At 53.9% G+C, this 14,336-nt stretch carries 14 protein-coding genes and 1 pseudogene; 4 read left to right on the top strand and 11 right to left on the bottom strand.

Annotation, left to right across the window (positions count from 1 at the left end):
• Positions 1-53: 53 nt before the first annotated feature.
• The 5 genes and pseudogenes from PHW99_RS09415 to PHW99_RS09435 form a co-directional block, all read right to left on the bottom strand.
• Positions 54-1,593: pseudogene (locus tag PHW99_RS09415) on the bottom strand (2-isopropylmalate synthase).
• Between the two features lie 217 nt (positions 1,594-1,810).
• Complete coding sequence (gene pssA, locus PHW99_RS09420; RefSeq protein WP_300176152.1) at positions 1,811-2,623, bottom strand: CDP-diacylglycerol--serine O-phosphatidyltransferase; 813 nt, start codon at positions 2,621-2,623, stop codon at positions 1,811-1,813.
• A 75-nt stretch (positions 2,624-2,698) separates the two neighbouring features.
• On the bottom strand, positions 2,699-3,715 hold the full coding sequence (gene ilvC / locus PHW99_RS09425) for a ketol-acid reductoisomerase (protein ID WP_300176155.1): 1,017 nt from the start codon (positions 3,713-3,715) through the stop codon (positions 2,699-2,701).
• A 21-nt stretch (positions 3,716-3,736) separates the two neighbouring features.
• Positions 3,737-4,228 (bottom strand): acetolactate synthase small subunit, encoded by a 492-nt coding sequence (ilvN, locus tag PHW99_RS09430; RefSeq protein WP_300176158.1) that lies wholly within the window; start codon positions 4,226-4,228, stop codon positions 3,737-3,739.
• An 83-nt stretch (positions 4,229-4,311) separates the two neighbouring features.
• On the bottom strand, positions 4,312-6,126 hold the full coding sequence (locus tag PHW99_RS09435; protein WP_300176161.1) for an acetolactate synthase 3 catalytic subunit: 1,815 nt from the start codon (positions 6,124-6,126) through the stop codon (positions 4,312-4,314).
• A gap of 278 nt (positions 6,127-6,404) precedes the next feature.
• Between PHW99_RS09435 and PHW99_RS09440 the strand changes: the two genes are divergently transcribed.
• From PHW99_RS09440 to PHW99_RS09455, 4 genes are read left to right on the top strand one after another with little or no spacing between them, the layout of a single operon-like run.
• Positions 6,405-6,974 (top strand): RNA polymerase sigma factor, encoded by a 570-nt coding sequence (locus PHW99_RS09440; RefSeq protein WP_300176164.1) that lies wholly within the window; start codon positions 6,405-6,407, stop codon positions 6,972-6,974.
• The gene (locus PHW99_RS09445) at positions 6,971-7,417 is read left to right on the top strand and encodes a DUF3619 family protein (protein ID WP_300176168.1); all 447 of its coding nucleotides are present in this window, start codon (positions 6,971-6,973) and stop codon (positions 7,415-7,417) included. Before PHW99_RS09440 ends, PHW99_RS09445 begins: the two co-directional genes overlap by 4 nt.
• 2 nt (positions 7,418-7,419) lie before the next feature.
• On the top strand, positions 7,420-8,166 hold the full coding sequence (locus tag PHW99_RS09450; RefSeq protein ID WP_300176170.1) for a DUF3106 domain-containing protein: 747 nt from the start codon (positions 7,420-7,422) through the stop codon (positions 8,164-8,166).
• 53 nt (positions 8,167-8,219) lie between these two features.
• On the top strand, positions 8,220-8,684 hold the full coding sequence (locus PHW99_RS09455; protein WP_300176239.1) for an RDD family protein: 465 nt from the start codon (positions 8,220-8,222) through the stop codon (positions 8,682-8,684).
• 13 nt (positions 8,685-8,697) lie between these two features.
• On the opposite strand, the gene PHW99_RS09460 is transcribed toward PHW99_RS09455, so the two are convergent.
• The 6 genes from PHW99_RS09460 to amrB form a co-directional block, all read right to left on the bottom strand.
• Entirely contained in the window at positions 8,698-9,036 is a 339-nt protein-coding gene (locus PHW99_RS09460; RefSeq protein WP_300176173.1) for a P-II family nitrogen regulator, read from the bottom strand.
• A gap of 112 nt (positions 9,037-9,148) precedes the next feature.
• Positions 9,149-10,825, bottom strand: coding sequence for an NAD+ synthase (locus PHW99_RS09465; protein WP_300176175.1), 1,677 nt, complete (start codon positions 10,823-10,825; stop codon positions 9,149-9,151).
• A gap of 69 nt (positions 10,826-10,894) precedes the next feature.
• Positions 10,895-11,749, bottom strand: a complete 855-nt coding sequence (locus PHW99_RS09470) for an ureidoglycolate lyase (protein WP_300176178.1) — start codon at positions 11,747-11,749, stop codon at positions 10,895-10,897.
• 79 nt (positions 11,750-11,828) lie between these two features.
• Entirely contained in the window at positions 11,829-12,908 is a 1,080-nt protein-coding gene (gene amrS / locus PHW99_RS09475; RefSeq protein WP_300176181.1) for an AmmeMemoRadiSam system radical SAM enzyme, read from the bottom strand.
• Entirely contained in the window at positions 12,905-13,510 is a 606-nt protein-coding gene (gene amrA, locus PHW99_RS09480) for an AmmeMemoRadiSam system protein A (RefSeq protein ID WP_300176184.1), read from the bottom strand. The genes amrS and amrA overlap by 4 nt, the downstream gene beginning before the upstream one ends.
• Positions 13,497-14,312, bottom strand: coding sequence for an AmmeMemoRadiSam system protein B (amrB, locus tag PHW99_RS09485; protein ID WP_300176187.1), 816 nt, complete (start codon positions 14,310-14,312; stop codon positions 13,497-13,499). Before amrB ends, amrA begins: the two co-directional genes overlap by 14 nt.
• Positions 14,313-14,336 lie beyond the last annotated feature (24 nt).

The raw sequence follows: 14,336 nt of genomic DNA on the forward strand, positions 1-14,336 counted from the left end.
AAAGTCTCGCAATGACAAGTACTTGCAAGACTTTCTTAACCCAAGATGATGAATTACCCCTGGGCTGCCACCCGTTCAGTCTGACTGTGCAACTTGTTCAGCGCACTCAGGTAGGCTTTGGCTGAGGCCACTACGATGTCGGGATCAGCTCCAACACCGTTAACTACTCGACCATTGTTCTGCAGACGTACCGTCACTTCCCCTTGGCTTTCGGTTGAACCACTGATGGCGTTGACCGAATAAAGCACCATTTCCGCACCACTGTTGACGTGTGTCTCAATGGCTTTGAGAGAGGCATCCACCGGGCCATTGCCGTTGGATTGACCTGTCACCTCTGTACCGTCAATCGTCATAATCACAGTAGCATGGGGCATCTCACCGGTCTCGCTGTGCTGGGAAAGAGCGACGAAACCATAGTGGTCATGACTGTGGGCAACGTTCTCCTCGCTGACCAACGCCAGGATGTCTTCATCAAAAATCTCACTTTTGCGGTCGGCCAAGTCCTTGAACTTGATGAAGGCATGGTTGATGTCTGCTTCACTCCCCATGGTGACACCCAATTCCTGCAAGCGTTGCTTGAAAGCGGTCCGGCCACTGAGCTTGCCCAGGACAATTTTGTTGGCACTCCAGCCCACATCTTCCGCACGCATGATTTCATAAGTGTCTCGGGCCTTTAAAACCCCGTCTTGGTGAATGCCTGATGCATGCGCAAAAGCGTTAGCCCCTACCACTGCTTTGTTGGGCTGCACAACAAAGCCAGTTGTTTGGCTCACAAGACGACTGGTTGAAACGATGTATTTCGCATCGATACCCACTTCCAGGTCAAAATAGTCACGACGTGTTTTGACCGCCATGACAATTTCTTCAAGAGCACAATTACCAGCGCGTTCACCCAAGCCATTGATGGTGTACTCTACTTGGCGTGCACCACCAATCTTGACACCAGCCAACGAATTAGCAACAGCCATCCCCAGATCGTTGTGGCAATGGACGGACCAAATAGCCTTGTCGCTGTTAGGAATTCGCTCCCGTAAATCTTTGATGAAATTGCCATACAACTCAGGAATGGCATAACCCACGGTATCGGGTACATTGATCGTGCTGGCACCCTCATGAATTACCGCCTCAATCACCCGACATAAAAAGTCTGGATCAGAACGATAGGCATCTTCTGCGCGGAATTCGATGTCAGCCATCAGGTTGCGAGCAAACCGCACGGCCAGTTTGGACTGTTCAAACACCTGTTCGGGTGTCATGCGCAGCTTTTTTTCCATGTGCAACGGACTGGTTGCCAGGAACAAATGCAAGCGTCCGGAATTGGCTGGTTTCAGCGCCTCGGCAGCACGCGAAATGTCGCGATCGCTGGCGCGCGCCAGGGAACAGATTGTTGAGTCCTTGATCACTATCTGCGATAGCCTTGACACACTCGAAATCACCACTCGAGCTCGCAGCAAAACCAGCTTCGATCACATCGACCTTGAGGCGTTCCAATTGACGCGCAATCCGAAGTTTTTCGTCGCGCGTCATGGAAGCGCCTGGCGATTGTTCACCGTCACGCAAGGTGGTATCAAAAATCACTAACTTGTCCGCCATGTCTTTGCTCCTGAATCGAATTCGCAATCAAAATTATCAAGCCAACAAAAAAGCCCGTTGCAATGGCATACGGGCTTTCGGGAGGAGGATGCCATCAAGCGCTAACAACTCCACCCGTCAGGTGTTAGCGCTAGTGCCAAGGACTGCTGGTACATGTGATCAATGTAACATAGGTATTTTTTGAACTGCATTGCGTCAAGGTATCTGCTTGCCACAGCTACTGATGTAATCCGCGCTCGTCAGGTTCCTCCGTCGAAGTACTGATCACACTGGTGGGAATACCTTTGGTTTTGCGCCAAAAATATGTGACATAACCGCTAAGGCCATAAAGCACAAAAATACCAAACATCACAATCGGAGGGTCGATATTGATCACTGCGATGCCTATTGCAATCAAGACAATGACAACAAACGGAACGCTACGTTTCATCTGAATGTCTTTGAAGCTATAAAAAGGCACGTTGGTTACCATGGTTAGCCCAGCATAAAGCGACACGACAAACATGGGCCATGCAAGGTCTCCTCCTTTAACACCCAGATCCGTTGCCACCCAGATAAAACCTGCCACCAAAGCTGCAGCAGCAGGTGAAGGCAGCCCCTGAAAGTACCGTTTGTCAACAACACCGGTATTGACATTGAACCGTGCCAGGCGCAACGCGGCACAAGAACAATACACAAAGGCCGCAATCCAACCCCAACGCCCCAGTCCTTTAAGTCCCCAGACATAAGCAATCAATGCCGGAGCAGCACCGAAAGACACCATGTCAGACAGAGAGTCCATCTGCTCTCCAAAAGCACTTTGCGTATTGGTCATACGCGCCACCCTACCATCCAGACTGTCCAGGATCATGGCACAAAATATCCCAACCGCAGCCAAGTCAAAACGCCCATTGATGGACATAACAATGGCATAAAAGCCACCAAATAACGCCGCCAATGTAAACAGGTTAGGCAGTATGTAAATACCTTTGCGCCGCTTTTTTAGCGGCACATCGTGCTCGGCACAGTCAGTGGGGTTAACTTCATCCATTCAAGCGCCCTTGTGAATCTTTTCATAATAACAAAAGGCCACCTAAGTGGCCTTTTGTCTTTCTGGATATCAAACTCAATTACGAGTCTGATCCACCAGTTTATTTTTAGCAATCCAGGGCATCATAGCGCGCAACTGTGCACCGACCACCTCGATGCTGTGATCCGCCGTATTACGACGACGTGCCGTCATGCCGGGATAACCTGTACGGCCTTCCAGGATGAACATCTTGGCGTAGTCACCATTCTGAATGCGTTTAAGCGCGTTGCGCATGGCTTCGCGACTCTGGGCGTTAATGACCTCAGGACCCGTTACATACTCACCATATTCAGCGTTGTTCGAAATGGAGTAGTTCATGTTGGCAATACCGCCTTCGTAGATCAGGTCCACGATGAGCTTGAGCTCATGTAAGCACTCAAAATACGCCATTTCAGGAGCGTAACCAGCCTCAACCAAGGTTTCATAACCCATCTTGATGAGTTCAACCGCACCACCACAGAGAACAGCCTGCTCACCGAATAGGTCCGTTTCGGTTTCTTCCTTGAAGTTGGTCTCAATGATGCCTGCTTTGCCTCCGCCATTGGCCATCGCATACGACAAGGCCAGATCGCGGGCTTTTCCTGACTTATCCTGATGCACGGCGATCAAATGAGGCACACCGCCGCCCTGGGTATAGGTGTTACGCACGGTATGACCGGGCGCTTTAGGAGCCACCATCCAAACGTCCAAATCAGCACGTGGTACGACTTGGTTGTAATGGACATTAAAACCGTGGGCAAACACCAGCGAAGCACCTTGCTTGATGTTGGGTTCCACATTGTTCTTGTAGACACCTGCAATATCTTCATCAGGCAACAAGATCATGACCACGTCAGCAGCTTTGACAGCATCAGCGACTTCCAGCACCTTCAAACCGGCTTTTTCGACCTTGGACCAGGATGCCCCACCCTTGCGCAGACCAACAACCACATTAACGCCGCTGTCATTCAGGTTCTGGGCATGGGCATGCCCTTGACTACCGTAACCAATGATGGCAACGGTCTTGCCCTTGATCAGGCTGAGATCACAATCTTTATCGTAAAAAACTTTCATTCATCTCTCCGTTATAAAAAATCAAACCCGCAAAATCCGCTCACCACGGCCAATCCCGCTGGCACCCGTACGCACAGTCTCCAGAATTGCACCCGTTTCAATCGCGCCGAGGAAGGCATCATTTTTGGCTTGGTCACCAGTCAATTCAATGGTGTAACTTTTTTCAGTGACATCAATGATGCGCCCTCTGAAAATATCGGCCATCCGCTTCATTTCTTCGCGCTCCTTGCCCACAGCACGAACCTTGACCATCATCAATTCCCGCTCAGTGTAAGCACCTTCGGTCAAGTCAACCACTTTGACCACCTCAATCAACCGGTTCAGATGTTTGGTGATCTGCTCGATCACATCATCAGAACCGGCAGTCTGAATGGTCATGCGTGAAAGACTGGGGTCTTCTGTTGGGGCAACCGTCAATGACTCTATGTTGTAGCCCCGAGCCGAAAACAAGCCAACCACACGGGACAAAGCACCCGCTTCATTTTCCAGCAAAACTGCAATGATATGTTTCATAGTAAGAGAGTCCTCTTTTCGCAGCCCTCCCCTTGCAGCGGTAACCACAAGGCTTGGCAAACAATAGATTCATCCAAGTTGGTTCATAAATCTTCGGCGCTCAGCAGCATCTCAGTGATGCCCTTGCCAGCCTGCACCATCGGGAACACGTTTTCAGTGGGGTCCGTACGGAAATCCATGAAAACCGTGCGATCCTTGAGTTTGCGTGCCTCGCGCAAGGCGGGTTCAACATCCTGCGCACGTTCAATCAGCATACCAACATGTCCATAAGCTTCAGCCAGCTTGACAAAGTTTGGCAGTGCATCCATATAACTGTGGCTGTAACGACCTTCGTATTCAACCTCTTGCCATTGACGAACCATACCCAGATAACGATTGTTCAGCGCCACGATCTTGATTGGAGTGTTGTATTGCAGGCACGTTGAAAGCTCCTGAATACACATTTGCACAGAGCCTTCACCCGTAATGCAAAACACTTCGCTATCAGGTTTAGCCAGCTTGATACCCATGGCATAGGGAATACCAACACCCATGGTACCCAACCCCCCTGAGTTGATCCAGCGTCTGGGTTCATCAAAACGGTAATACTGTGCCGCCCACATTTGATGCTGACCAACATCCGAAGTGATGTATGTATCCGCATCTTTGGTCATGTTCCACAGGGTTTCAACCACATATTGTGGTTTGATCACGTCATTGGCACCGTGGTTATACCTGAGACACTGGCGCTGACGCCATCCTTCGATGGTGTCCCACCAAGCACCCAAGGCATGGGTATCGGGTTTGATGTTGCTTTCCTTGATCATGGCGATCAGTTCAGTCAGTACATCTTTCACATCACCGACAATCGGAATGTCCACCCTGACTCGTTTGGAAATACTCGACGGATCAATATCAACGTGAATAATCTTGCGCTCATTTTGCGCAAAATGCTTCGGATTACCAATCACGCGATCATCAAAGCGAGCTCCTACCGCCAGCAACACATCACAATGCTGCATGGCATTGTTGGCCTCTACCGTGCCATGCATGCCCAACATACCCAAAAACTTGCGGTCACTGGCCGGATAAGCACCCAACCCCATCAGGGTGTTGGTGCAGGGATAACCCAGCATGTCCACCAGTTCACGCAATTCAGCCGAGGCATTGCTCAATAACACACCGCCACCTGTATAGATGTAGGGCCGTTTGGCGGCCAACAACAACTGCAGCGCTTTGCGGATTTGCCCGCCATGGCCCTTGCGAACCGGGTTATACGAACGCATTTCCACCGTTTCCGGATAACCGTGGTAAGCCACTTTCTTGAACGACACGTCCTTCGGAATATCCACCAAAACGGGACCTGGGCGACCACTGCGCGCAATGTGAAAGGCCTTTTTCATGATTGCAGCCAAATCACGAGCATCTTTGACCAGGAAGTTGTGCTTGACAATGGGCCGGGTGATACCGACAGCGTCACATTCCTGGAAAGCATCCATGCCAATAGCATGTGTAGGTACCTGACCACTGATGATGACCATCGGAATACTGTCCATGTAGGCCGTGGCAATACCAGTCACTGCATTGGTCACACCGGGACCGGATGTCACCAGCGCCACACCCACATTTCCCGTAGCGCGCGCATAACCATCAGCCGCATGCACCGCGGCCTGCTCATGCCGCACCAAAACGTGCTGAATGGTTTCCTGCTTGAAAAACGCGTCGTAGATATGGAGAACTGCACCACCTGGGTAGCCCCAGACATATTTGACGTTTTCAGCCTGCAGCGCTTTGATCAGGATCTCTGCGCCTCTGAGCTCTTGCTCGGTATGTCCCATAGCAGATTTGGCCTTAATGGCTGGGTGACTGATAAGTGATGAATTTGACACCGAAGCGACTTCGGATTTTGAAATTTCCATGATGAACCTTTGTGAATTTCTCTGACGAAAAACCTTGGGTGCTTCTTTGCAAACACTTGTGGCGTTACATCGAAACTTAAGACCAAAACCATGGGCACATTGATGTTTGCGCCGAATTTTGGTCCGTTTGCGTTAATTGGCAGAGGTCATTATCGCATTGTGAAGAAGGTTTGTCTGTCACATGACCGGCGAATGCCATAATTTGGCCCTGTTGATGACCGCCTAGGTCCCGATATCGGGCCTCACGCAGGCTCGCAATCTACACAAAGAGACCGTCCTTGGCATCCCCTGCAGAACTTTCCGATTTCCTGAAAAGCGTTGAAAAACGCGCTTTCAAACGCACGGTTTACCATGTTCGCAACGACGAGTCTGCTTTGGACATCGTTCAGGACAGCATGATGAAACTGGCCGAACACTATGGCCATAAACCATCCGACGAACTGCCGATGCTTTTTCAGCGTATCCTGTCCAACACAACACTGGATTGGTTTCGGCGACAAAAAGTCAAAAATACCTTGTTTTCGCCTTTCAGTGACTTTCAATCAGACGCGGAGGACGGAGATGAGTTTGACCTCTTGGAAAGTCTGTCACAGGCTGAAGTTGCCCCTGAATTTGACAACCCGCAAACCACCCGTGAGCGGGCACAAACCTTGCGAGCCATAGAAAAGGAGATTTTGTTGCTGCCGCAACGTCAACGAGAAGCGTTTCTGATGCGTTATTGGGAGGATATGGATGTCACGGAAACTGCTGCAGCTATGGGGTGCTCGACTGGCAGCGTCAAAACACACTGCTCTCGCGCCATACACACCTTGTTCCAGGCACTCACCTCAAAGGGAATCAAGCTATGAATACATCAAAATACCTGCCGGCGATGGACCGGTTTGGCTACAAAATCACTGCCAGGCTGACGGATGCTGCGGAATGCCTGCCCTATGACGTTTCTGAGCGTTTGCGTGCGGCCAGAGTCAGAGCCGTTGACCAGCGCAAGTGGGTATTGCTGCAAAGTGCTTCAGAAGTCTTCTCTCACACAAGCGCTGGTTCTGCAACCGCTGGGCACGGAAATTCGCACACCGCCTGGTGGAACAGGTTGGGCATGGCAGGTCTGCTGTTGATACTGGTTGTTGGCCTTATTGCCATTAACGTGATACAGGATGAATTGGGGGCGCGAGAGCTGGCCGAGATTGATACCGCTATTCTGACTGACGATCTTCCTCCTGCTGCCTATGTTGATCCTGGTTTTGCCCAGTTTTTGAAGTTGGGAAATCGGCATGGCGCGGTAACCCCCAACTGACCTTGAATCATCCCAGCGTATCCTTCGTTTTGAACGCCATCGACCACTCTGACACGTTGACACCCAGCTACAGATCACCTCTGACTGCACGTGCCGTGGCTTTTCTGGCGTGCGGGTTGACTGTATCCATGATCAGCTGGTCGCAAGCCCTTCCTCCAGCGCAGAGGGCTTCTGCAACCACCAGTACGCCACAGAATGGTCTGGTGGACAAACTGACACTGTCTGGCCCGCTGGCAACTCTGGACTGGAAAAGTCTGACACCTGTCCAACAAATTGCCCTCAAACCCTTGGCAGGAAGCTGGGAGACCCTGAGCGATTTGCAAAAAAGAAAGTGGATCTCACTGAGTAGCAACTTTTCAAGAATATCGTCTGCCGATCAGGCGAAATTACACGCCCGTATGGCGCAATGGGCTGCGTTGAGTCCCAAGCAGCGGGAGAATGCCCGACTGAACTTTGCCGAAGTACAAAAAATTACGCCAGAACAAAAAAGTGAACAATGGCGTGCTTATCAAGCCTTGAGTCCGGAGGCCCGCCAGAAACTGGCCAAGTCGGCTCAGCCCACGCCGCCCAGAACTGCATTGGCCCCGAAACCTGTGCCACCAGGCAAAATCAACCGACTCCCCGTCAAAACGAGTGCAACAACGAGCATGCCGCTGGCCGCCTCTGCAGCCATGCCTGCATCACTTCCCCAACCACCAACAGCTCCTGCAGTACCAGCGTCCCTTACGCCACCTGCCACAACGGATTGATGAATCGCTCTTCCTCTGATACCGTTGGCATCACCCTTGAAACCCCGAGCCTGATGCGCCGCATGGCGTGCTGGCTCTATGAAGGCATGTTGCTGTTCGGTGTGGTTTTTATTGCTGGCTATTTATTTGGCACTTTGAGTCAGACCAAAAACGCCATGGACAACCGGCATGCCTTGCAGGGGTTTCTGTTTGTGGTGTTTGGCATTTATTTTGGCTGGTTGTGGTCCAAAGGACAGACCCTGGCCATGAAAACCTGGCACATCCGTGTGCTGGACCTGAATGGCAAGTCCTTGACACAAGGTCGGGCGCTGATTCGCTATTTATGGAGTTGGTTGTGGGTCTTGCCGCCCTTGCTGGCGTCCTGGTGGTTCGAGTTGTCAGGCGCGGAGTCAGTTGTGATTGTGCTGGGCTGGGTGGCCGTCTGGGCCATACTGAGCCGCTTTCATCCTCGCCAGCAGTTTTGGCACGATGCACTGGCCGGCACACAATTGGTCTGCGCGCCGCCAATCAAACGCTGATTTGAAAGCCGGGTTAGATGGCGGATTCGTCAACTTCTCCGGTGCGAATACGCACGACACTCTCCACATGGGTGACAAAAATTTTGCCGTCACCAATCTTGCCGGTATGAGCCGCCTTGACGATGGCATCCACGCAACGCTCCACGTCATCGGTTTTAACAACCACTTCAATTTTGACTTTGGGCAGAAAGTCAACCACATATTCGGCACCACGATACAACTCGGTGTGCCCCTTTTGACGGCCAAAACCCTTGACCTCGGTCACCGTCAAGCCGGTGACGCCACACTCGGCCAGACCTTCGCGAACTTCTTCGAGTTTGAATGGTTTGACGATGGCGGTAATTTGTTTCATGGGGTACCTTGTCTAAAAATAGTGCTCTGCGGCGATAAACTTCCAAAGCGGCAAAACGTGTTGTCAATGAATGCGCGGTTAGGTTATTGTGCATGATGCCGCGCTGCTACGCTCAGGCCCGGAACCGATTGGTGATCGGATAACGCCAATCCTTGCCAAAACTGCGGTGCGTCACTCGGATACCCACCGGAGACTGGCGCCGCTTGTACTCGTTGATCTTGATCAGCCGCGTGACACGTTCAACATCAGCCCGGTCAAAACCAGCGGCAATGATGCTGTCAATGCTCTCATCGTTTTCCATGTAGCGCTCCAGAATGGCATCCAGCACCTCATAAGGCGGCAGACTGTCCTGGTCTTTCTGATCCGGTCGCAGTTCGGCACTGGGCGGGCGAGTGATGATGCGCTGCGGGATGGGTTGCTGGCCAGTACGGTACGGGTCATTGGCATTACGCCAGCGTGCCAGACGAAACACCGTGGTTTTGGCCAGATCCTTGATGACAGCAAAACCGCCAGCCATGTCGCCATACAGCGTGCAGTAGCCGGTAGCCATCTCGGACTTGTTGCCCGTGGTCAACACAATGCTGCCAAACTTGTTACTCAGAGCCATCAACAGCGTGCCACGAATACGAGCCTGGATGTTCTCCTCGGTTGCGTCCTCCGCCAGACCCATGAACTCCTGGCTCAACGTCATTTTAAACGCCTCAAATTCGGGCACGATGGACAACTCGTCATAACGCACCCCCAGCCGCCCGGCCATGTCGCGTGCGTCGATCCAGCTGATATCGGCGGTATAGGGTGAAGGCATCATCACTGCACGCACCCGGTCTTTGCCCAAGGCATCCACGGCAATCGCCAGAACCAGCGCAGAATCAATGCCGCCCGACAACCCCAACAACACAGACGGAAAACCATTTTTGCCAATGTAGTCACGCACACCCAGCACCAGGGCGTCCCACAAATCTGCATCCGGCGTGCGCTCAGGCGCGATATCTGCTTCTATTTCAATAGCATAAGATGATTGTTTAACGCGGGCTAGAAGGCTATTTTCTATAAAACTTGGGGCTCGAGCGGCCAGCAAGCCATTGGCATTCAGTGCAAACGAGTGCCCCTCGAAAACCACCTCATCCTGCCCCCCCACCAAGTGGGCGTAGACCAGTGGCAGACCACAGTCCTGCACCCGCTCACGCATCATCTGCTCGCGCTCATTGCCTTTGCCAACGTGAAAAGGAGAGGCATTAATGACCGCCAGCAATTGCGCACCAGCGTCCCGCGTCTGACGTGCTGGCGTTTCAAACCAGGCGTCTTCACAAATCAGCAAACCAATCTTGAGGGTGTGGCCGGGTTCTCCTGCCTCAAACACACACACATCCTGTCCCGGGGTGAAATAGCGGCGCTCATCAAACACTTGGTAATTGGGCAACTCCCGCTTGGCGTATGTCGCCACCACCCTGCCCTCACGCAGCACGCTGGCGGTGTTGAATCGGCTGGAAACTGCCACTGAGCGGGTGCGACTGTCGCCGCCCGTCGGGTGGCCCACCACCACGCTGAGGTCTTTCAACGGCGCCAAAGCTGCCGCCACCGCCTTCACGGCGTCATCACAAGCAGCAATGAAGGCCGCACGCAAAAACAGGTCTTCGGCGGCATATCCGCAGATCGATAACTCGGGGGTCAGCACCAGGCGGGCACCATCCTGATAAGCACGGGTGGCGGTATCGATGATTTTTTGGGCGTTGCCTGCCAGATCGCCTACAACCAGATTCAGTTGGGCAATGCAGAGTTTGAGTGTCATGAAGGTGGCAAAAATGAAGAATAACGAGACAGGTCAGCAGGCCAACGATTATGTCATTCAGGTGCTGATTCAGGCCGCCACCGTTCGCTGCGTCTGCTCACCCAATCCCTCCACACCCAAACGCATGGTCTGCCCGGCCCGTAAATACACGGGTGGTTTTTGCCCCATGCCCACACCGGGAGGCGTACCAGTCGAAATCACATCCCCAGGCTGCAAACTCATGAATTGGCTCAGATAACTGATCAGATACGGTACCTTGTAGACCATGGTGCGGGTACTACCGTTCTGATACCGATGACCATCCACTTCCAGCCACAGGTCAAGTGCCTGTGGGTCGGGCACCTCATCTGCTGTCACCAACCACGGCCCAAGCGGGCCAAAGCTGTCACACCCCTTGCCTTTGTCCCAGGTGCCGGCACGATTGAGCTGATAGTCCCGCTCCGAGACATCGTTCATCACGCAATAACCTGCAACATGTGTCATGGCATCAGCTTCGGTGATGTAGCGCCCACCCTGACCAATCACCACTGCCAACTCAACCTCCCAGTCAGTCTTGACCGACCCACGGGGAATTTCCACCGGATCGTCCGGTCCAACCAGGGCACTGGTCCATTTGTTGAAGACAACAGGCTCAGGTGGCACAGGCATACCCGCTTCGGCCGCATGGTCTGCGTAGTTCAGACCGATACAGATACATTTACCTACGGCTGCCACACAGGGGCCCAGACGCAGACCTTGCTGCGGCACGCCCGCCACACGGGGCAAGGTGTCCAGATCAATGGCCCGCAATCGCGCCAAACTGGACGGCAACAATGCCGGACCACCGATATCCGCCACCAGTGCACTGAGATCCCGGACATACCCGTGAGCATCCAGTATCCCGGGTTTCTCACAACCTGCTGGGCCATAACGCAGTAATTTCATGAAACAACTATCCTCATATGTGGCAAAACGCCCAGTTTAGGGCAGCGGTATTTTTCTTGCCGGGCATCAGACCTTGTCCTCATGCCCCGATGTTGATCGGAATCCGTCGGCAGCCAAAATGGCCCACCTCACCGGCAAAATGCCCAGCAATGGCGCCGCCGCAATGCGGGCAACACCCCTGTGGCGTGAGATCGTACTGAAGGATGTTGTACCAGTCACGCTCAATCAGCGTCGCCTGGCAATGCGGACAAAACGTGGTGTCACCTTCCGAGTCATGCACGTTGCCAACATAGACATAGTGCAGCCCCTCCTTGATGGCGATCTGCCGGGCACGGACCAGCGTGGCCTTGGGTGTTGCCGCCACATCCAGCATCTTGTGATCGGGGTGAAACGCTGAAAAATGCAGTGGCACGTCAGGTCCGAGCTCTTTCACGAGCCAGCGGCACATCGCCGTGATCTCGGCATCGGCGTCGTTGTGCCCGGGAATGAGCAGCGTTGTGATCTCCAGCCAGACTTTGGTTTCGTGGACCAGATACACCAGCGTGTCCAGCACCGGCTGTAAATGAGCGCTGGTCAGTTTGAAATAAAAATCATCGGTGAACGCCTTCAGGTCCACATTGGCGGCATCGATCTTGCTGTAGAAATCGCGTCGCGCCTGTTCATGCATGTAGCCTGCGGTCACAGCCACCGTCTGAATGCCACGCGCGTGGCAGGCATCAGCCACGTCCATGGCATATTCGGCAAAAATCACCGGATCGTTGTAGGTAAAGGCCACACTACGGCAGCCATGCTGCTCGGCAGCCCTTGCAATGGCCTCGGGTGAGGCCTCATCCATAAGGCTATCCATGTCCCGCGATTTGCTGATGTCCCAGTTCTGGCAGAACTTGCAGGCCAGATTGCAGCCCGCCGTGCCAAAGGACAACACGCTGCTGCCGGGGTAGAAGTGATGCAGCGGTTTTTTTTCGATCGGGTCGATGCAAAAACCGGACGAACGCCCATAGGTGGTCAGCACCATCTGATCGTTGTTGCGCATGCGGACAAAGCAGGCGCCACGCTGCCCCTCATGTAGCTTGCAGTCGCGTGGACACAAGTCGCATTGAATGCGGCCGTCGTCAATGGCGTGCCAATAGCGGGCAGGATACGTGTCGGCTGTCTTCATGATGTCTGACCTCCGGAACGAGCGAATGTGGGTTCTTTTTCCGCGGACTCCCGCCATTTGCGCACGGTATATCGCTGCAGACCCACATCCCTTGACCAGAAGTGCGCCGGCAACCCCGCCTTGCGTTTGAGATGGGCCATGAACTCTTCTGGCTGCGGCAATTGCTCCCAAACCTGCGGCAGAAACGTGCTGCGCCGCCCACCACATTCAAACACCACCCCATCCAACCCCGGGCGCAATTGCGCCAGTGCCTCACCTTCGGTGGTGAAGGTCATCGGCTCAGTGTCCGACAGCAGAGACACTTCGATGTCGGTGACATCCAACTCGGCCCGTGTCAGAGGTCTGAACCGTGTGTCCTGAAAGGCCGCCGCCAGGGCATTGGCCCGAACGTCGTCGAACAACGGGCGATAAGCCTGCAGCGACCCAATACAGCCACGCAATTCACCCTGCTGAGTCAGCGTGACAAAACACGCCCCCGGCTGCTGCAACCACGGCGATGACGCGACCATGGCGGCTGGTAGCCCCAAAGCGTGGGCAATGGTGCTGCGAGCCAGCGACAACAAGGTTTTTCCGGCATCTGCGGGCAAATCAGTGAGTGACATGCTGAACCTCCGTGAAGGCAATGGCGGCGTAACCCACCACACGCTGCAAATCTCCGGCCGTGTCCCCCGAATTGCACAAACCCAGTAAGCTGGGCTGCAAGTGGTGATGCCGTGCCGCCAGCAGTAAACCGTTGATCGGTGTGCCCCCACAGGCCTGGTTGTGCGTCAGCGGTCCGTGCAAGGACAGAATGTGTGCCACGGTGTCGGCATCCACCTTGTTCGCCGACGTGTAGGGCAGAAAATGTGACAGATCAGAACTGATCACAATCAGCGTCTCCGCCCCACCCCATAACACCTCCAGCACCTGAGCCACTTCTTCGGGCGATGCATCTCCCACCGCCAACGGCACCAAGGTGAAGTCAGCCAGCACCGACTGCAGAAAAGGCAACTGCACTTCCAGCGAGTGCTCCTGTGCATGCGCTGCCGGGCTGACGACCACCTGGGGCAAGGTTGCCAGCGCAGCCACGGCCGGCTGATCCACGCGAAGATCACCCAGAGGCGTGGCAAACACAGCGGCACCAGGCAAGGCCAGGCCCCGCACCGGCACGTGATGTACCGGCCCCAGCAGCACCACCCGCCGAATGGTGTGGCGCGCTGATTCAAGCCGGGCATAGGCTTGGGCGGCCATCGGCCCGGAATACACATACCCGGCATGCGGCACGATCAATGCCTTGGGCGTTGACCATACGCCCTCGCCCTGTGCCCGGGCGGCGGCCAGCAGGACTGCGACCTCCCGCGACAGCACTCGCGCTTCCCCCGGATAGAAAACACCGGCCACAGCAGCTTGACGAACCGAGGACATGTGATCCCCCCTTCAATGACAACG

It is taken from the genome of Rhodoferax sp. (assembly GCF_028689305.1).
Classification (GTDB): domain Bacteria; phylum Pseudomonadota; class Gammaproteobacteria; order Burkholderiales; family Burkholderiaceae_C; genus Rhodoferax.